This window comes from Ruegeria profundi (assembly GCF_001507545.1).
Lineage (GTDB): Bacteria > Pseudomonadota > Alphaproteobacteria > Rhodobacterales > Rhodobacteraceae > Ruegeria > Ruegeria profundi.
In genome coordinates this window covers 1-20,181 of record NZ_LQBP01000019.1, presented here as the reverse complement: position 1 = coordinate 20,181, position 20,181 = coordinate 1, and the positions used below count along the sequence as shown (strand labels likewise).

Here is a 20,181-nt window from a genome sequence, read left to right as displayed (position 1 = left end):
GGGGCGGGGTGGTGTCAAAAAGTGACGACAACCTCATGGACCCAACAAAACGGCTCAGAGATGCGCCGAGATGTACTGCCACAGCGAAGTCCACGGGCCAACGATGCAAAGCACCGGCGGTTCGAGGCTGGTGTGTTTGCCGAGTTCATGGTGCAGGCGGTGGACACGCTGCTGGGCCAAGCCATCCATCATGGAAGCATGGAAAACGATCGCGAGAGACCGAAGAATCGCGCAAGGCCGTCAACGACCTGATCCGCGCAGACAGAAAACTGCAAAAATTGATCCATTGATTGGGCACGGGCTGGTCACCGACACAAAACAGTCACTCGACCAAACTAGCCGAACGTCTCCTCCGAGCCCTTAGTTGATATTGCTGCGAGTTGTCGGAACGACCGCTTAAACCAATAGCAATACTGATGAACAATCAGGTTGTCCAATCGAAGGCAGAGAGCCTATTGCTTTCCCCTTGAGCATTTTTTGATGTTTTGTTTAGGTATGAGAATGAATCATCTCATCGCTGCGTGCCTCACTATCGGAACATCACTGACGCTTTCTGTAGCAGTTGCAGAAACCGTGGATTTGACAGGACTTACGTGTTTACAGCAGCGAGCACTTGGACCCGTCACGTGGGATTTCTACGGCGATGTAGCCATTCGCGAGTACGTAGCAGGTGATGGTAAGCCGGTACGTTTCGAGCGTATCGGGGAAGGGGCATACCAACGCATCCGAAACATTGATGGAGAAATCTCTTCATATTGGTACTTTTTTGACGAAGGTGACGGTGTCCACATCAGGCTTTTTGCAAGCCCCGGAATGGCTGCAGAAGAAGAAAACCGTCTCGCGCCCTGGCAACGAGCAACCATCCCTTTTTACGCGGAATGCGTGCCTCTATGGGAACGAAATGAACCGCCTGTTGAACAGTAGGCTGCTTGCGGATGAAACAGCCGCTTAGTATTGCTCATAATCCGGTCCGAAACCTTCCAAATCGCCATTTCCTCCGAAAATCGACCCTTTTGGCAACCCACCAACGGCCTCTAGCCCTACCCCGTAACCCCACGCCTATATGGTTTGTCTCTATTGCAATAATCCATTCCGCCGATCTGAGGGGGGTGGTTAGCTTTTGGCAGCTTTACATCCAAGGCAATGATCGTCAAAGCGGACGATGCCGTGGCATCCGCTGTTCCCGAGCGACTGCTGAAGGCAGCTTAGCTGTCATCTGACTGAAAGCGTCCGATGTCTCAGTTGAGCCCAGAGCAGACAAATTCGGGTCCCTGGAAACTGCTCGCAACGCTCAACCATCATTTTGATGCGGTCAATCGAATTTTCGTCTGCCGCGACCCGGATAAACGGCTACGCCGATTGTTGGATCATACCAGCATTTGTATAAGTAATTGCCGCATGCGTCGACGCTAGGCCCGACCATCTAAATGGAGGACGAAACATGGGCAGCCGTTTGGCAGTAATCATCGTAGCGGACATTGTCGGTTATTCCGGAATGATGGCCCGCGACGAAAAGTCAGGGATAGCGGCAGTCAGAGAGATCAACGACACCAAGCTGGTTCCGATCTGCGATCGCCATGGGGGCGAAATCCTCAAGCGTTTGGGCGACGGATGGATCATTGCCTTCGGGTCGATCACGACGGCTCTGGACTGCGCAACTGAGATTCAGAGTAAGCTGGCCAAACACCCAATGATAAAATTACGTATCGGCGGCCATTTGGGTGAAATTACCGAGGACGAAGACGAATTTTATGGCACCGGAATCAATCTTGCGGCTCGGCTCGAGGCCGAGGCACCGCCCGGCGGCATCATGATTTCGCAAGACCTGTTTCGACAGCTTAGCGGCAGTCTGGCAGCACAATTCGAAAGCGCGGGGTTGCTGGAGTTAAAAAACATTCCCGATCCGGTCGAGGGCTTTTACTGGTCGCCAAAGCCAAAGGTCGCACCGGAAGAGGATAAGCGCCCCGTCATCGTCGTGGAAAAGATAGAGTTCGGGCCGAATGACGAAGATACTAAGGCCGCAGCGCTGGAATTGCGTGATCAGCTCTTGATGAACCTGTCGAAACGCACCGGTATTCGGGTTGTGGACGCGCTCACGGCGATGACGCTTGACCCAACCTATTTTCTGCGCGGCAGACTGCGGATGGCGGCGAGCAAAGCGCGGCTGAGTATATCTCTGGTGCTGTCTGAAACCGGCGAGCCTTCTTTCTCGCAGAACTATCAAGGTGAAACTGCGGACATCTTTGCGTTCTTCGACGAAACGGCTGCACAAGTAAACGCGGATATCCGCAACCACCTGAACAATTTTGATGCCGAGCGTGTGAAACATATGCCGATCGAGGAAATGGGCATATCCGACCTTCTGGCACGCGTCGCGAGCACCGGTCAGTCAGGCAAACACAAAGAATGGCTCGACGCCAGGAAATATCTGGACCGGGCGCTGGAACTGAACCCGGAACATCCGATGGTTCTGGCGATGTCGTCTATGGGGGATATCCTGTTTGCCCGAACGAGGTTCGAGGAAATTGAACCCTGCAAAGCTGACTTGCTGGAAAGCGCATTGAACCGCGCGTTGGTCTCAATGCCCAAAAGCGATTACCTGTTTGCCGTTCGCGGTATGTGCTTTTTGTTCGGCAAAAAGGATTTCAAAAGCGCCAAGCGCGATTGTCATCACTCGCTGAAGCTCAACCCGACCTATTATTTTGGCCGCTTAATCCTCTCCATGGTTGAGATCGCGGAAGGCAAATTCGACGATGCTCTTGCGACGTTGGAGCAGGTGGAGGGGCTGGCAACCGAGATGTCCTATGAACCAATGCGGCAGGTCAATCTCGCGGTCTGCCTGTATTGTTCCGGCGACTTTCAGGGCTGTGCCAATGCTCTGGACAGCGTTATCCAGCTTCAGCCCGGCTTCTGGACGCTCCATCGGTTCAAGGCAATCGTGCTGAGAAAACTTGGCGACACTGACGCTGCCGCCGCAAGCGACGCCGTTGCCGACGCTCTGTCAAAAGAACCGACGATGTTCTTTCTCAAGCCGTTGCTGCAAGCCGAGCACGCCGCCCTGCTGGAAGCTCTCGCCCCAACAGAAGGTTTCTAGTCGTAGGAAATGAGGTAGCCGGCAGCTGCCTCAAACACGGAAGCCACCCGGACCTGGCCTTGTTTCATGTCGGCTCTGTCCGCAACTCTGCCGTGCAGCAGATTTCTGCGAACGTCCGCTGCCATTCAATGCAGACCTTAAGGCGAAATTTCTCGGAATGACCACCAACAATGACCGCTATCCGTTCCTAAGCCGTCATCTGACTAAAAGACTCAGATGACCGCGTTGAGCCCAAGGCGGAAGTGTTGATAAGCTTGCCTTCGCGGGCGCGGCAAGCTTATCACCAAAGCTACTGGCTGCGTCGCAGAAGAAAAGCGGACATTTAAACAAGGCGCAGCGAGCTGTTCTCGGCTGCGTTTTGATCGGCGCGATCACCGGGATCGGCGTGGCAGTCCAGACGGGCTGGCCACGAAAAAGCGCCCTGCAGCCAAGAGAAGAAGTCTTCCAGAGTGGAAGATTGGCACCTTGTTTCCACTTTGTGTTGCCGCGCTATATACGATGATATAACATAACCTTACATTGTATGCGGTGCAGCCGGGCAGGCCCGTCCTGTTGGTTCTTTTGTCTGCACCGCGATCATTGAGAAATTTTGGCACGAGGCCGACGCATGCGGCAGATCATAGACATCCGGAACCGGGACCGCACCGGAGTTCGATCCGAACTAGGAGCGCTTACGAACTGTGCAGACGCATCTTCTCCGAAACAGGCATCGGATTCTCCATCGCCGGTCGCGACTGGGACAAGATTGATCCTGTTGGGGCGCGAAACACGTCTTGCGGGCGAGATCTCGGCCGAATTCGAGGCCGCCGATCCGATCGTATGGATATCGGAGGAATAGAAACCTTCGATCGAAGACCTCACCTCAATCAACCAAACCTACAAGGGAGAAGAAAATGAAACTTGCCGCAGAACATGGTGGCGGAAAGCTATACGACACGGAAGACTCGGATATCCGGCTCATGACGCTATCGGGAAGCTGGCATGAGATGGGGGTGCAGTACGGCACCCTTGCCAAAGCCGACATGGAACCGATGTGGGACGCGCTGGTCGCACCGATGATCAAGAACGGCTGGACCACCGAAGAAGATGCCCGCGAACTGTGGGGGAAAAACATCTACGAGCGCGCGTCCCGGCGTAAGCAGCAGTTTTTCGACGGCCTGGCTGAAGGTATGGGCTGGCCCGTCGACAAAGTTGTGCTGCTGGATCAAGGCGGGATCATGGCGGTCTACCAGGCCAAGATGCACAGCTTTTCGGGCTGCTCGAGCCTCTATGCCTCAGGCGCCGCGACCGTAGACGGCAATACCTATGTTGCGCGCAACATGGATTGGGGCGAGGAATTCTGTAATTTCAAGACCTATTGCACTGTGTTCAACCCGGTCGATGGGTCCAACAGTGTGGCCAGCGTCACTTGGCCGGGCTGGACGTTCCCTGTCACCGCAATCAATGACAAGGGCGTCTATGTCGATATGCATGACGGCACGTCCATGGGCGGACAGGTTATCGCCGCGGCGCGCCCCTGTTTCGAGCACCGGGTCTTTGACTTCCTTTGCGACGGTGACAGCACGTCTGCTGTTTCCGCACGGTTCGGCGCCACGCGCGTCGAATTTCCATCGATCTGGGGCATCGCCGATGCAAGCGGTGACAAGTGCTCGTATGAAACCACGCTTTATGACAGCCGGCGGCGTTTGCCCGACGGTGATGGCGATGTGCTGGCTGTGGTCAATACATTCCTGAACCAGGATTGGGGCCTGCATATTCGCGACACGATCAGCAACTCGCTGACCCGCTACAAGAATGTCGAGGCCCGGGCCGCTGACTCGCATGGCAAGCTCGATGCCGCCAAGATGCGGGAGATCTTCGAACTGACGTTGTTCAATGAAGACGGCAGCTTCCGCGAGAATGGCGGGCCGACCAAACCTAAGAAGCAGGATGCGGATCTGACCAACTACACCATCGCGGCGGATCTCAACAACCTGCAACTCTGGGTGCGCCTGCCCCCGTCGAATGGGGAATGGCAGCATTTCGATCTGAAGGCGTTGTTTGCGTGATCCGCGTTTCGCGGATGACAACGATCTAGTGAGGCAGCCTGTTTTCAAGCCGGCTGTCTCCTAAAAAATCGAAACCGATCAAAACAAGGAGAAAAGTTATGTGCTCAAGAACGATGTGGTCCGTAGCAGGCCAACCGGTACTTATCGGCCGGAACATGGACTGGACGACGGAGCAACGCAACAAGTTGCATGTGTTTCCGCGCGGGATCGAGATGAACGGGATGGTGCCGGAAAACCCCCTCCAATGGACCTCGAAATATGGCAGCGTGGCCGTCTCGACATATGACTGTTGCACGCTGGACGGCATGAACGAGGCCGGGTTGGGCGTGAGTTCACTCTATCTCGCCGAGGCGACCTATGGCGAGCGTGACCCGTCCATCCCCGGCCTGTGCAGTTCTGTGCATGTGCAGTACTACCTCGACAACTTCGCAACGGTGGCCGAGGCTGTTGCGGCGAGCAAGTCCTTTCAGGTTCAGCCGATGCTCATGGTGCACCAAGGGCTCGATGCCAAGTCGCCCTTGCACGTAACACTGGCGGACAAGTCGGGCGATTCCGCGATCATCGAGATCTTCGACGGCGAAGTTTCGATCCATCATGGTAAGGATGTCACCGTAGTGACCAACTCCCCACCGTATGAACAGCAGCTGGAATATCTCAAGCAGTTCAAGGGACTGGGAGGCGACAAGCCGCTGCCCGGATCGTTCGAGGCAAACGACCGTTTCGTGCGCGGCGCCTATTACCTCACGCAACTTCCGAACCCGCCCAAGCACTACCAAGCGGCGGTCGCAGGTATCTTGTCTGTGATGCGCAGTCAGGCCACGCCTCTTGGCGCCAATGACCCGGTTCGACCCAATGTGGCGGCGACCATCTATCAGAGCGTCGCCGATCTGACGAATCTGCGTTACTACCACAACGTCACCGATATGCCCAATTTGGTGTGGATCGATCTGAAGAACCAGGACCTTGAGGAAGGTGCGCAGATCAAGACGTTCGACCTGTATGAGGACCGCGAAGCGGCCGGCGAAGTGTCGGGCAAATTCCATCCGTCCCCGCCAGTCGCTTGGCAAATGGCCGGCACCAGGATCCCTATGTGAACGGTGCCAGATTGGGGTGGTCTGAAACGGCCGCCCCACCAAAGCGCGACTCTGGCAAGATCCGTTTCTCAGGCAATATTCACCCACAAGACAAATCTAATGAAGTCGACCGGAGAGTAAGACATGTCCGAAGTATCCGGGAACCCCAACACAGCCTCCGAACGCCGCGTGGTGCTGATCGCGGATGCACAGACACACATGATGCCGGATCTCGCCGTGGAGATGGCGCGCCGAGCTCATGATTTGGTTATCGGACCGCCGGTCGAAGGGCTGGAGGCGCGTCTCAAGGAGTTGGGCGCGGAGGTTGAAGTTGCAGCGGGCGCTGAGAACATTAACGAAGCGGGTGCGGCGCAGGCCCTTGTGGATGCTGCGAAAGCCCGCTTCGGCAAATTCGACTCGGTCGCGATCCGCACAGGATCCCACGTGGTAAATACGGTGCTGACTGCCAATATCGAAAACGCCGACCAAGTTTACCAGGGAAACTTTCTGTCAGTGATGTACGCCCTGCAGGCGGTTCTGCCGCCGCTGGTCGCACAGGGCTCCGGACAGGTCCTGATTAACACCAGCGTCAGTGGTGTGCGGCCGCAGCCAACAGTGGCCACGTACAGCGCCATGCGCGCAGCGGCCAACAGTCTGATCCGCTCGGCCGCGTTGACCGTTGCCGGAACCGGTGTTGTGGTGAACGGGTTCGGTACGGCTGCGCTAGACTATCCGGCCTTCGTCAAAATGTTCGAAGAAGCCAACGACAACGATCCCAGGGCGCTTGATAAAGCGGCGGCGGAATTGCCGGTCGGGCGGCTGGGGACCACCCAAGAATGCGCTTACTTAGCGGCGTCCCTTGTCGACGGAAAATGCAATTTTTCAACCGGTCAGTTCTTTGCACTGGATGGCGGATGGTCCTTTGTCTAGATGCCATTGCTGAAACAGAATGTGCAGAGAGCCACGTAATTTGAGATGGACCGAATTGGGTCTGCAGCTTTGATAGGAGAGCAGCATGCTTGAGCCGCTCAGCACCAGCATTCTCGTGATCATGTATTTCGGCGACGTGGTCTTTGCCGTCAGCGGGGCGCTGACGGCAGCCCGGTTCAAGATGGACATTTTAGGGTGTGTGTTGATCGGCGCGATTACAGGGATTGGCGGCGGCACGACACGTGATCTCTTGCTCGGGCGTACGGTCTGGTGGACGCAGAACCCCGAGGAACTGATCCTTGTCTTCGTTGCCGCCATTGCCGCCTACTTTTGGGCCACATCGGACTTCGCCAACAAGAAGGCCATGGTCTGGGCCGATACTCTTGGCCTTGCAGCGTTTGGCGTGGTCGGCTGCCACATAGCCCTGGACTTCGGTGCGCCATTCATCATTGCGGTCTTCATGGGCATGGTGACGGCCACGGGGGGCGGGGTCATCCGGGACGTGATCACGAACACTCAGCCCATGATCATGTCTGGTCAGCTCTATGCCTCGGCTGCGCTTCTGGGGGCACTGCTTTATGCAACACTGTTACAGCTGGGTTTGCCGGAAATCCCCAGCGAGATCATCGCGTGCCTGGCGGCGTTTGCATTGCGGGCCTGGGCGATCCTCTGGGATGTACGTATGGGGCCGCCGGGAGAGTTCATACGCATCGGCGGACGCAGCAAATCGAAATGAACCGGCTCAGTTGGTTTGAGACGGTCGCCTCGCGCCCAACAGGCAACATCAAACCGGCGGACGAAGATCTCCGCTATAGCTCTTGCGGGTCCCTACATCCCTCGCAGTGAACGCATTCCACGCCAAAAGCAAGTGCTGCGTCCGGATCAGGCGTTGGGAGGGCCTTTTGGAGCCGAAACGAGCAAGCGGAATCCGGGCGGCTTAGCGGCGTTTCTTGCGGTGCTGTAGCTTGTTCGATCATGAAAGCCCACGGTAGGGTCGAGCGCGTCCGAAACTCAGAAATACAACACTGGTGCAGCGAGCGACAAGTTTCGAATTGCGCCAATTTGGCGGAATCAAACGTCCGCTTCGAGAGCCCCTGCCGCAGTCACGCGACAAGCGCCGAAGAAAACGGTGGTCGCTCGAACGATGAATTCGCTGCGCCAGCATCAGGCAGAAAAGTCCGCAACTCGGACCTAGAGCCTTTTCTGATGAAGGTCTGATTAAACCCATAACCTGACCTTCGTGCGCCAAAACGCAGATCATCGACCATAAACGGCTGCTTTCGTCGTAAGCGGACGTTCGTCAAATATTGGCGAAGGTCCGAGATGCGGACCCTCTTGCGGTCCGCTGCATGCCTGCAGCCAGAGTGTTAAAAACGGAGTTCAGCGAACAAAATCGCGGCATGAACCCAGCGAACGCGGAAAAGGGTCCAGTTGGCACCCTTAAGTCTCGAACGATTGTATGACAATATCCTACTATGAAATGGAGGAGACGAAGATGGATCGCGACGTATATGTTGAGAAGATGAAAGCGAAGCTTGACGAGTGGAATGCCGAAATCGACAAGCTTCAGGCCCATGCAAGAGCCGCCGAGGCAGAGAACAAGGCGAACTACGAAAAGCATCTTGCCGAGATGCGCAAGCAGCGTGACGAGGCTCACGCCAAGATGAGGGAGGCGCAGGTTGCAAGCGATGCCGCGTGGGACGACATGCGGAAAGGCATGGAGAGCGCTTGGGAGAACATCGCGACCTCCTTCCAGAAGGCGTGGAGTCGCTTCCAGTAAGCCTTCGATCGAGTGCCGGATGTGCGCACCAGGCCATCTGATGCCGCCGCGGCAAATTCCGCGGCAGCGCACGTGTCAGACATTGCAACACGTCACAGCTTAGCAGCGTGATTTTTTGCGAACCTGGCATTCAAATCCTCCGAAATGGCCAAAATCAAAACCGGACTTTCGCCGCACCCGTATCCAAGGTCTCGCGTGCGGACAAAGCTGACTTCTTTCGGACCGGATAAATCAAATAATAGTTGTCACACTGGAAACTCTACTTGTTTCAGAACCACGCCACATCGCAACTAACTTCATTAAGTCGCCTGGCGCTCTTTTTCCGGCCAGAATTCATCCACCACGACATATGCGATGATTACAAAAAAAGCGGCGCTGGCAACTTGCAATACGCGAGTGATGCTCTTGACGTCAGCCTCGTCTGAAAACGGTGCAACCGAACCGCCATATACAATCAGAGCTGTTGTAATAGCGGAACCGGCGGCGGCGGCGAGCGGTACTTTTGACTTTCCAAGTGCTCCGAGTGTGAGGCAAAATAAAAAACACAGCAGAATGGGGGTTAGAATAACCGGAGCTATTACGTTTATTTCATAACAAATGATGGATACTGCCGCCCCAAGAAGGTTTGCCGTCAGCATAGCTTTTGCAACTGTTTTGCCTGCAGCAGGCATTGCCGCAAGTTGCTGGCTCAGCAGGGCGACGAAAAACAGAACCAGTAGTGCAGACGCGCCGGAAACAAAAAACGCCAAAGCAAACGGCACTGTAACAAGCGACATCCTGACTATTCGGCGATATGGGTCGAAGTCTGGCGACGTTGCTGCTATCTTCTGAGCGGCCGTCTGAGGTTCAGCGGGTATCAACACGAACATCAGCGTCGATACAAAGCCCGCAAACAACAGGTTCAACGGTATCCAGTACACAAGCACCAAGGCCAGATCCTGTGATTGCAGAACCAAGTTCGGGATCATCAGTGCACCCATCAGGGCAATGACACCCGGTAAAACTCCGGCGCCTGAAACCGACCACATGAATGACAGGATTATTCCAATGGCCACCAGAATAAGGAACACAAGAGGATATGGTGAGAAGATTGAAGACACCAGGAACGAAATGAACATCAATCCAATCGCAAAAACAAACAGCTTAGCAAATGCTGCCAGAGGCAATGCGGAGGGCGCCTGCAAAAACAGTGCGGTGAACACCGCCCCAACGACGGCGAGGGGCCAGCCAAGAAACAAGCCCAAGGAAAAGACGCCGGTAACACCCACCGCAAGCCGGGCGACAGAGCGTTGGTCCTCAATACGCATAGGACAGTATTGAAACCACGCGGATGTAGGTGCGGCCTACGAGGTTCAACAACGAGTTGTCACTTAGATACATGATCACATCGGCCTGCCCATTCAGCTGAAAGCGAAGATCATCTTCGGCTTTTCCAGCTTCATAGCCGGGCAGAACGATCCTGACCGGAAACCTTTCAGGCTCCCGCAAAAATCCCTTGGTGCTTGGCGGGCTCGCCAATTGCCCTGGCTCATCACCGCCACTTAGGGAAACAGCAGCACTAAAGCTCTCAATGACGCCCGGAACAATCTTACCGGGATGCATATCCAACACCACATCAACCGGAGACCCTATCGAAGCCCTTCCCAGGTTGTTCTCAGTAAAATACGCCTCGATCCAGACGTCAGTTGCATCCAGAAACGTCAGCAGATCCTGACCGGATCTCGCATACGTTCCTGGGGCTATCAGCAGATTAGAGATGACGCCTGTCGCCGGAGCACGCAGTTCAGTCCATTCAAGGTTTAGTTCTGCGTCCGCCAAGGCCGCCAACGCGCGCTGGATTTTCGGGTTTTCAATCCCGTCATCACCAAGCCTTTGCTTTGCTTTTTCCAGATCAGCTTGTGCGTTCTCAAAGTTTGCCTCAGATTCTGCTAGTTGTCCTCGTGCATCATCGGCCTTTGAGACGGCAATCAACCCTTTCTTTTCGAGCGCAAACACACGTTCCGTCTGAATGCGCATCGTATCCAGATCGCTCTGCGCCCTTGCGAGTTTGGCTTGTGCCGCACTTACCTCTGCCGAAGACGCACCCACCTCCTGGGTCGCCGCTTCAAGATCAGCTTCCGCCTTTGAACGCTCGATTTCGTAGGGCCTGGAATCTATTCGAACCAGAACATCACCTGCCGAAACGACTTGGCCGTTTTCTACCAAAACTTCCGTTACCGTTCCGGTCACCTGAGGTACGATTTGGGTGGCCACAGCTTTTACTCTGGCGTTCCCGGTAAATGGCGTTTTTCGATCAGCGACCAGATACCAGACAAGAAAAATCAAAATGACAGCCAAGGTTGTCCATATCGTCTTTCTCATTTCGCCGCACCTTCAACAGTGCCTTCTGCTTCAGGCGAGGTATCAATCCAAACCTTGAACAGCTCATAGAAGACAGCAAAGAGTACCGGCCCCATAAAAACGCCGATTAAACCGTACGCCATCATACCTCCGAGAACACCGATAAGGATGACCAACATGGGAGTCTCAAGGCCCTTTGAAATGAACACGGGTCTTAGGAAACTGTCCATTATCATGACGGGAACGGCCAGTATGGTGAAGATCAAAGCAGTTCCGCCGGACATAGAACTCCACGCGTAGATAATAACGGGTATAAGAACCAATCCGGGCCCGATTTGGATAATCGAGAGTATCAGGCAGATAAATGCCAGCGTGGCGGCCGAAGAAATCCCAAACAAAGCCAATAGTATCCAAACGCAGACAGCTTGAATGGCTGCTACGCCAATCACTCCTTTTGTCACGTTCCGAATTGTTGCGCCCGCTAATGTTACGAATTCTCCACCGCGCGGAGCGAAAACACGATTTGCAAAGCGCTGAAGACCCTGGACCAAATTTGGCCCGGGGCTGAACAACGCCCCCATAATCAACACGGACAGAGCTAAGCCAAGAAGCCCGATACCGATGCCCAGCACTTTTCCGAAGAGTGATTTGGTGATCTCAAGGATTTGCGCGCCGTATTTGGCAAGCGCACCATCCAGGTTCCGCTCAAACATTCCCCACACGTCGGCAATCTTGCTTCCGATAAGTGGTAATTCCTTGAGGCCCTCGGGCGCGGGTGGGACTTCCAACTCTCCTTTGTCTGCTTGTTCAGCGAACTCAGACCCAAGTTCTGCAGCACCAGATACTGCTGTCGCAACTGGCCCCAAAGTCAAAACAAGACCCAACAAAACCAAGATGGTCGCCGCGAGTTTCTTCCGCCCTCCCAGCTTGGATTGCAGCCAATCGAAAGACGGATAAAGCGCAACGCAGAGGATCGTTGCCCAGATAACCACACTTGCAAGCGGGGCAACCATGACCAAGGCGCTGTAGAGGAACAGTCCGAGAAAGAGCAATCGTATCGCTAGGTCGACAATCTTCGCGTCCTGGGTCTTTTCCATTCCATCCCTCCATTACTTGCTTTCCAGACAATACACTCAAAAAACGTGATATGTAATTTTTTTGAGCTTCAGGCGATCATCTATCAGCTTGAAGGCACGAGTGAATCCGGTCCACGGCTTGAATCGGCAGGTCAGCATAGCGTCTGCACATGAACTCGACATGTCCCATTGGGGAAGGGATTATTTGTCCGCTTTTTTGTCGTCTTGGGACAAGATCGTATCTGCCACCGTGGTCGCTGCGGTCACGAAGACACCGAGGCCTACGATGATGTATAACATTGTGAAGATCTTCCCTGCCGCGGTTTCGGGTGAGAAGTCACCAAACCCCACGGTCGAAATGGTCACGACAGAAAAGTAGATTGAGTCGAGCCAACTCCAACCTTCGACAAAGTGATAAAAGACCGAGGCCCATAAAATCATTCCAACTGTGAAGGCAAGAATGCCTTTCACTCTACCGTCCTTGAAAGCGACGCCTACCCCACGTGTTATTCTAGTTAGTGAATTCATCATGTCCTCATCGTTTGATGAATTCATACATAGCAGTAATTAGATAAATATGGAAAACCGGAGGCACTTGGCTGCCTGTCGGTTGAAGCTTACGTCGTGCTGCCATGCTCAAAGCTCATGCAGCGCATCCGTATTGGCTAGTAAAACTCTCCTCATGCCAGCTATTTAGAAACCGGGCGTGCAGCACTAGCCGAAGTTTGACATTTACCCGTTTCTTAGCGGTTCGACTAAATAGGCGAGAAAATCAGCTATATGGTCAAGATCATTCAGACTTCAGATCATTTACCGACCGTATATTCCATTAACTTAATGATTAAATGGTCTAGGCTGCCCATTGGATGAATCGGAATTTTAGGAGAAGAACATGCGATACGTTGCAAAAGGTATTTTGATTTGTTGCGCTGTCGCGTTTGTCGCTGTGATAGCAGCTTGGCTTTTACTGTCTTCTGCGTTGTTTTCCTCGGTCAGGACTACTTTCGTCGAAAATCTGATCTCCAAGAAACTTGGCCAAGAGGTTAGAATTGAAGATGAAGTGCGTCTGGGGATTGGTCGGCAATTGCAGGTGTCAGCGGCAGGGCTGGAACTACCTGGTTCTCAGAATGCTGATGTGAAACTTGCAGCAATCGATGAGATCGAGTTTGAGGTTTCCGCGCGCGACCTTTGGAACAGTAAACTGTCACTGAGTGGTCTTTCGCTCTCAGGTGTTCATCTGAACCTAATCACAGACAAAGACGGCTTCGGAAACTGGCAGTCCATTTCCCAAACGGAAGCCGAAGCCGGGAAACCCGCAAATTCCCCGACGCCGCTGTTAGCCGGAATTCTAACGGACTGCAAAATTGATCTGACTGATATCGCCATTCTTTATCAGAACGATTTTAACGGACTTGAGTTAGATCTGCAGCTTCCTGAGCTGCTCTTAAAGCGTGATACGGAAACCGATGTTGCGACTGCAGTCGGGGCCGGTTCGCTCAACGGAGAGAGGTTTGATCTGAACGCGACATTCCCTGCGGAAGAACCGTTTCAAGTGGCGGTGAACTTTGAACAGATTTCTATTGTCGCCGAGGAAGTCCCTCAAGAAAGCGGTCTGCAAGTGGCAACGACCGTAGAGATTGCCGAACTTGGCCAGCTTCTTGATATCCTGAAGCTGAGCCACGTTTTGGAAGGTACAGGGAATATTGGCGCAACGTTCACATCAGTCGACGGTGTAGCACGGATTGACGACCTATCTGTATTGGCTGAATTGGAAGGCGGACAAAGCCTTTCGTTGACGGGGCAGATCGGAGAATTGAGGAACCCGGAAGACGTATCGCTAACAACCCGCATTCGGTTGTACCCAGAAGATGCGGAACCAGCCCCAGCCGCCTCGCGATATGATCTTAAACTTATCGCAGTCGACATGGTTATCGACAGCGTGCCTGGGCAGGTGCCGCAGCGACAAATGGTCATTAAGACCAACGGTTTCACGTTGGACACGTCTGGCGAAGGCCCGCCCCCGATTAAGTTCTCCGAGCTTTCCAGAACACCAGAAGGCACTTTAAATGTTGGAAACATCAACCTTAGAATTGGGAAACCAGCCGAACCGTTCATCATTTTGAACGGTTCGGTCGATGACGCGCTTCAGTTGCAAGGCATATCGGCAGAAGGCCTAATGGATATACCGGCAAGCAGTTTGATCTCGCCAGAATTGTTGGGACCAGACGACCAGCTTGGCAGGTTTTCCGGTGACTTCCATTTAAACGGCGACATCAATCAGCTTTCGCTGACAAATTTGGATGGAAAGACAAGCGATACAGACGTCTGGAACCTTGAGGTGCATGGCACTGTTGAGAATGTACTCAAATTCGAGGACCTGGATTTGGCAATTGATGTCGCAGTTCCATCCGGAGCGGATCTTTTGGAGGCACTATCGCTTGAACGTGTGGAAACCGGGCAGGCTCGCCTTGAAATCAACCTTGTTAGCGAAGGCACTGATTGGAACGCGAGTGCCAATGTTGAGGTCGCCGACTCTATCTTGCAGATTGTGGCCGATCTTGATGATGCAACAAGGGACCCGGTGCTGCAGGGTTCTATTGAGAGTGACCTGATAATGATAGATCAGATCCGAACTATCGTTCAGGCTGCGGCACAGTTGCGGAAATTAGGCGGCCCAAATCCGGAAGAGAAAGAATCTAAGAAAGAAGACGAGGGCAACCAAGGCGCGTTAAGAGATGTAACGCTTAAACCTATCGGGCGCTCAATTCTCTTGTCCGGCATCGATATGGATGTCGACGTTGACCTTCGGCACATCGAAGGTGCCAAGGGCATCAGCAGTTTGCAGAGCGAAGTGACGCTCAACAAAAACGAGCTTAAGGCAGGACCACTGGAGTTTGAATACGGAGGCGCTCATTTCGACGTCAGCGCGCAAATGGACTTATCGAACGACGCGCATTTGCTTACATTGACCGGCAAGGCAGGTGGCTGGCAACTGGATGAAATTCTTCACAACCTGAACTTCAAAAAGGGCGCAAGCGGTACGATCTATGCAGATTTTTCGGTGACCGGAAGAACCGATTCAGCCAAGCATTTTGCCAACAGCATGAGCGGCAATGCCACAGTTTCAATGCGTGATGGCTCGATCGAGACCCAGCTTTTAGATCTGGCCGGATTGGGGGTGCTACCTTGGGTGTTTACCAAAGAGAAACAAAAGGTTGCTCCAATTGTATGTTTGCGCGCGCCGATTAGTATTTCCAATGGAAGTATTTCAACGAAACAAACCACATTGGAGACAGATCATGTCCAAGTCGTCGTCTTTGGCGGTGTTAATGTGGCGGGCAAGGTTTTGGACCTAAATCTGCAGCCCCGCAAGATTGGCGAACCTCTTTCGAAGAGCCCCTGGCCCGTGACCTTGAAGGGTCCACTAGCAAAGCCGAAGATCAAGGTCAAAGACGGTCCGAAACGGCTGAAACGATCGGATGGTGCGGACAAAATGCCGGCAAGAAGACAGCTTTGCGTTCCGGATATTTTGCAACTGCAATAGCAGTGGAAGCTGTCAGTTAAAGAACAAACCTAGGGTTCAAGAAGGCAGAAGATGCTTCCGAAAAACACCCGTTCTTTCTAAAAACTTTGACGAATGCCGACAGCAACGGCTCCGCATTCTGCGCCTAGCTGAACATTGGTCCAAACAGCGCAATTGATGTCTCGGGTTTTGGCAACGCGCTCCAGGTTGCAATGATCCTAAGACTCGACCACTTTCACAAACGCCAAAACTGGCGCTGTCATCACGTACACCTATGTCGATCTAGCCTGCGGGTATTTCAGCCAATTTGTTAAATTCACCGAAAATAATACCGATGACGGCGTAAGTGGCTAAGTTGGCCTGAATGTCCAGTTTCAATCAAACCAATCCAACAACCGCAATAATGCGTTTGTGTAGTTTCGTAGATGAAGCAGGTGAATTGCTATTCAGATACATGAGCAAGTTTTCCATCCCAGTCCTCTGTTGAAACTTTGGGTTCCGGCGGGTCCGCAATGTACGACGGTGTCATTATCTGTGTTCCGTTTTCATTAAACACATCGACAATGTTTTCGCGCAAATCGGACAAAATCTTAGGCAAGCTCGATCCGCGCGAAGTGTATGCGTTGATCTCATAATTAATTGCGTAGTCAGCCAGCTGCGCCCAAAGCACAAAAGGTTCAGGGTTCTTTCTTAACCCTTGAGTACGATAAGCTGCCTCTATCAGCATCGCTTTGATTTTCTTTGGTGGCTCCTCGTATCCGATCCCTACTGTCGTGTGAACCAACAGTCCGCGGCCATCCACTTTACGCGAGTAGTTTACAACCTCGGAATTGAGCAGCTGTGCATTTGGAATGCTAATCATCTCGTTCTTGATCGATTTGATGAGCGTTTCCATCAGTTTGATCTCAGTTACGTCGCCAATCTTGTCACCGACCTGAATTCGATCACCTACATTGGTACTGCGCCTGTAGATGACAAACAGACCGGCCATCATATTCGAGACGACCGTGTTCGACCCCAACGATACCATGATACCGGCCAGTATAGTCAGGCCCTGAAAAGCACGAGAGTCAGATCCGGGAATATAAGGATAGGCAAACACCAGCGCGATAACAATTAGCAAAGCCCTGCACAGCATTTTTGTTGGTGCAATCCAATGATCTTCAAAGTCTTTCAATTGGAAAGCGCCGCTCTGGACGTTGTCGAAAAAAAGATCTAGGCCTCGAATTCCTAACCGTGTCACAGCTGCGATGATTGCGAGCATGATCAAGTTGGGGATATATTCAACAATTGCCAAAACGACAGATACGAGCGGCTCGCTGACGTATTTCAATAGGATTTGGGCAATGCCTTGTGTTTCTGCAAAGGAGAGCAGCACCAATGAGAGGTAGTAATAGAAAAAGAACAGAAACAGAACCCACATCAATATGTGGATTGTATAGACGATAATCGAGGCGATTGCCCTGCTTCTTAAGATCGACTTCGTGGCCTCCTCTACGCCTTCAGCTCTCTTTTCCAAATTCTGTCTTATGTAGTTTAACAGTTTTCGCCGCTTCGCAAAAAACGCGTATGAAGCGAGGGCGAAGACTGCCGTCCAAGCAAATGCAACCATCGCACTATCTACTCTGCCCTCATTGGACCGAGCATCTCGGTATTGAAGGATTGCAGCCTCAATCGCTTCGGACTGAAGCCCAGCTAGAACTTCAATAGCCATTTGTTCGTGCTCAGCATCAGCTTGGGTGGTTATCGTAACCATCTGCCCGTCAACGCGTATCATTTTCCCAAATTCGGCGTCCGATATCTCAAGCTGAACTGAAGCTTTCGCAGATGCATCGGCGACTTGAGCGATCCTCTCCTCAATTTTTCTCGCTCGTTCGGTTGCGGGCAGCGCACTTGAACCGCGAACCACGAACAATTCTTCGCCATCCACTATCACTGGCGCAATAAACTCGGGATCCTTTCTCTCTTCAGCCGGTGCGAGGATTTCTTCAGACTGTGCAAGCGCAAAAGTGCAGGAAAATAGAAGAGGCAGTAACCATAGCGTAAGAGCCCTCATGATTTTGCTCCTTCTGCGGGAATAATATGCACATCGCGTTGCGGGAACGGTATGGATATACCTTCCGTGTCAAACCGCTCTTTTGCTTGACCAGTAAGGTCCCAATAGACAGTCCAATAGTCATCGGATTTGGACCATGGACGGCAGAAGATGTTGACGGAGTTGTCTCCCAACTCACCCACGAAAATTTCTGGTTCTGGTGTCTTCAGACAAAGCTGGTGATGCGCAACCAAGTCTTTGAGCACTTCAATTGCTTGGGCAGCGTTGTCCGAATAGGCGATACCAAAGACCAGATCGACCCGACGTTCTTCGGATGCACTTACATTGGTAATGACATCCCCCCAAATTTTGCTGTTGGGAACTATAATAAGCTGGTTGTCGAATGTTCTGATCTTGGTTGAAACCACCGACATCTCATCCACAAACCCAGATGAACCGCCCACTTGGATATAGTCGCCAGTGTCGAATGGCTTGAGGACCATGATCATCAGACCGCTTGCGAGGTTTCCCAGCGTTTCCTGCAAGGCAAAACCTAGGATGAACGACAAACCACCGAGCACGGCAAAAAGCGGTGTAACGTTAACTCCGAACAAAGCTAAAACGACGAGTATACCAAGGACGAAAACGGCCCAGTATACGGCGGTGGCAATGAAGCGTTTCAGCATTCTGGAGATAGTTGGAATTTTGTTCAGACCCCGTTCAGTGACCCGGCGCACCATCCGAGCAATGAACATCATGGCCCAAACTGCCAACAAAACACCCAGACCGGCCATCAGCAGACCGACGCCCCCATCCCACGAGAACAACCAGGCCCAAGCGTTCTGAAAAAGTGTTTGAAGATCGGTCGTTTTTAGGGCTCCCGTTTTCAACGCGAGAATATAGTCAGTATGCGGTTCTAGATCTTCCGCCTTTGCGCCTTTCAGGGTCCATGCTTCGAGCACCAGGCGATACTTGTCGAGAATGTCTGATCCAGAATCGTTCAATGAGGACAACTGAGACCGCAAGCTGTCTTCCCGAGTTCCGCTCGCCGAACGAAGTTGCAAGTTTACTTGCGCGACTTCTTCGAGCCGAGAGCGCACATAACTCTGCCAAGTACCAGCAACCTGGGAAAGCTCATCCGCAGTTAAGGGAACAAGTAGGATCTCGAGATCGTCGGCCGCAATCATCTTATCAGCGACTGCATTTATGAGATCGTCATTCTCGACTTCCAAAGCCTCTTGGTCGGCCTCAGTCTCTTGCGCGCCGGCAGGAAAAACACTCGCTAATGCCGTGAACCAAACGAATGACCAAAACGTCAACGTTCTCAGTGCTCGTCTCATCTGTCTGTCCCCTACTTCTTTAACGGTCGAAGAGAGCACACACAGACGCAACAAATCCAGAATTATGTTTATGTTTGAATATTTCCCTGTGATGAAAACCACAGATCTTTGGGTCGCTTTCGATATAGAGAACCGCTCAATTTGGCAGAACCACGGTTTTGCGAACGAAACTGAGATTTGCACGGAGAGGTCTCAGATTTGCTGTGCACGTCGAATTTAGAGCTTTCTCCATTAGACCCGTTAAGCCGAAAATAACGGCCCCTGGCGACACCACTCACTTGCGTCTCCAGGAGGCAACCAGACAAGTCTGGCGATTGTGCGAGCAACAGAGGTAATACTAATTTGCCACGCATTCGAAAACTTGAATCTAAATACAACATTTCAAGTAATTTTACGCGCGCCAAAAAGTTTGCTCTCGCGTGCTTGAGAATTTCTTGTTTGTTTCAACCTACACATCCGCGACAGAAAACGTGGCTGCGCTGTGCAGATGGCGGGTGAAGAACTTTGACTGTAGCGAACAGAATTTGCGCTCATGCTAACTTGGTTGACTAACAGCGGCCAACCGCACATTCGACTTAGTCTGGCTAGTTCCATGGTCAGACTAAATCCCCGCGTTGCCCATCATCCCAGATAGAGGTGACGCGGGGAACTTTAATCCATCTTTCGATCAGTACCTTATCACCAACACCCCAAAACTACCGCCTGCGTTATTCACTTGGTTTCCCTCCGGATGATGCGGGTTCTTTGGGGGGATGGATGAACTACTTCTGACTAAGGAGCGGGTGATGTCTGGCTGGCTTTAACTTCGGCCAACTGTTCGGGTGCGCCACGGAAATGTCGGCACTGGGCTGAGGCTGTGTGGAAACTCCGATTGTGGTATGCTTTTCGGCAAAGACCGGAGGCGGGCATGTCGGGGTATATTGAGGGGACGGATCGGGGGCA

General features: G+C 52.7%; 16 protein-coding genes. 10 read left to right on the top strand and 6 right to left on the bottom strand.

What is annotated here, in order from left to right; genetic code table 11:
• From AVO44_RS21420 to AVO44_RS20180, 9 genes are all read left to right on the top strand, one after another.
• On the top strand, positions 1 to 252 hold a 252-nt coding region (locus AVO44_RS21420), incomplete at its 5' end, for a hypothetical protein (protein WP_205626567.1).
• A gap of 249 nt (positions 253 to 501) precedes the next feature.
• Positions 502 to 924, top strand: coding sequence for a hypothetical protein (locus AVO44_RS21190; RefSeq protein WP_157770063.1), 423 nt, complete (start codon positions 502 to 504; stop codon positions 922 to 924).
• A 517-nt stretch (positions 925 to 1,441) separates the two neighbouring features.
• On the top strand, positions 1,442 to 3,094 hold the full coding sequence (locus tag AVO44_RS20210; RefSeq protein ID WP_068341208.1) for an adenylate/guanylate cyclase domain-containing protein: 1,653 nt from the start codon (positions 1,442 to 1,444) through the stop codon (positions 3,092 to 3,094).
• Between the two features lie 607 nt (positions 3,095 to 3,701).
• A complete protein-coding gene (locus AVO44_RS20205; protein ID WP_068341205.1) occupies positions 3,702 to 3,932 on the top strand; it encodes a hypothetical protein in 231 nt (76 codons plus the stop codon).
• 55 nt (positions 3,933 to 3,987) lie between these two features.
• Positions 3,988 to 5,142 (top strand): C45 family autoproteolytic acyltransferase/hydrolase, encoded by a 1,155-nt coding sequence (locus AVO44_RS20200; protein ID WP_068341202.1) that lies wholly within the window; start codon positions 3,988 to 3,990, stop codon positions 5,140 to 5,142.
• A 98-nt stretch (positions 5,143 to 5,240) separates the two neighbouring features.
• Positions 5,241 to 6,236: a linear amide C-N hydrolase gene (locus tag AVO44_RS20195; RefSeq protein WP_338057467.1), complete on the top strand. Its 996-nt coding sequence runs from the start codon at positions 5,241 to 5,243 to the stop codon at positions 6,234 to 6,236.
• 123 nt (positions 6,237 to 6,359) lie between these two features.
• Positions 6,360 to 7,145: an SDR family NAD(P)-dependent oxidoreductase gene (locus AVO44_RS20190; protein WP_068341199.1), complete on the top strand. Its 786-nt coding sequence runs from the start codon at positions 6,360 to 6,362 to the stop codon at positions 7,143 to 7,145.
• 85 nt (positions 7,146 to 7,230) lie between these two features.
• Complete coding sequence (locus AVO44_RS20185; protein WP_068341196.1) at positions 7,231 to 7,881, top strand: trimeric intracellular cation channel family protein; 651 nt, start codon at positions 7,231 to 7,233, stop codon at positions 7,879 to 7,881.
• 759 nt (positions 7,882 to 8,640) lie between these two features.
• Complete coding sequence (locus tag AVO44_RS20180) at positions 8,641 to 8,925, top strand: sll1863 family stress response protein (RefSeq protein WP_068341216.1); 285 nt, start codon at positions 8,641 to 8,643, stop codon at positions 8,923 to 8,925.
• A 299-nt stretch (positions 8,926 to 9,224) separates the two neighbouring features.
• On the opposite strand, the gene AVO44_RS20175 is transcribed toward AVO44_RS20180, so the two are convergent.
• The 4 genes from AVO44_RS20175 to AVO44_RS20160 form a co-directional block, all read right to left on the bottom strand.
• On the bottom strand, positions 9,225 to 10,232 hold the full coding sequence (locus tag AVO44_RS20175) for a DUF2955 domain-containing protein (RefSeq protein WP_068341194.1): 1,008 nt from the start codon (positions 10,230 to 10,232) through the stop codon (positions 9,225 to 9,227).
• The gene (locus AVO44_RS20170; RefSeq protein ID WP_068341191.1) at positions 10,222 to 11,286 is read right to left on the bottom strand and encodes an HlyD family secretion protein; all 1,065 of its coding nucleotides are present in this window, start codon (positions 11,284 to 11,286) and stop codon (positions 10,222 to 10,224) included. Before AVO44_RS20170 ends, AVO44_RS20175 begins: the two co-directional genes overlap by 11 nt.
• On the bottom strand, positions 11,283 to 12,362 hold the full coding sequence (locus AVO44_RS20165; protein WP_068341187.1) for an AI-2E family transporter: 1,080 nt from the start codon (positions 12,360 to 12,362) through the stop codon (positions 11,283 to 11,285). Before AVO44_RS20165 ends, AVO44_RS20170 begins: the two co-directional genes overlap by 4 nt.
• A gap of 180 nt (positions 12,363 to 12,542) precedes the next feature.
• Positions 12,543 to 12,812, bottom strand: coding sequence for a potassium channel family protein (locus AVO44_RS20160; protein WP_233422044.1), 270 nt, complete (start codon positions 12,810 to 12,812; stop codon positions 12,543 to 12,545).
• A gap of 421 nt (positions 12,813 to 13,233) precedes the next feature.
• Between AVO44_RS20160 and AVO44_RS20155 the strand changes: the two genes are divergently transcribed.
• Positions 13,234 to 15,885: an AsmA family protein gene (locus AVO44_RS20155; protein WP_068341181.1), complete on the top strand. Its 2,652-nt coding sequence runs from the start codon at positions 13,234 to 13,236 to the stop codon at positions 15,883 to 15,885.
• A gap of 421 nt (positions 15,886 to 16,306) precedes the next feature.
• On the opposite strand, the gene AVO44_RS20150 is transcribed toward AVO44_RS20155, so the two are convergent.
• On the bottom strand, positions 16,307 to 17,920 hold the full coding sequence (locus tag AVO44_RS20150) for a mechanosensitive ion channel family protein (RefSeq protein ID WP_068341178.1): 1,614 nt from the start codon (positions 17,918 to 17,920) through the stop codon (positions 16,307 to 16,309).
• A complete protein-coding gene (locus tag AVO44_RS20145) occupies positions 17,917 to 19,239 on the bottom strand; it encodes a mechanosensitive ion channel family protein (RefSeq protein WP_068341175.1) in 1,323 nt (440 codons plus the stop codon). Before AVO44_RS20145 ends, AVO44_RS20150 begins: the two co-directional genes overlap by 4 nt.
• Between the last annotated feature and the right edge of the window lie 942 nt (positions 19,240 to 20,181).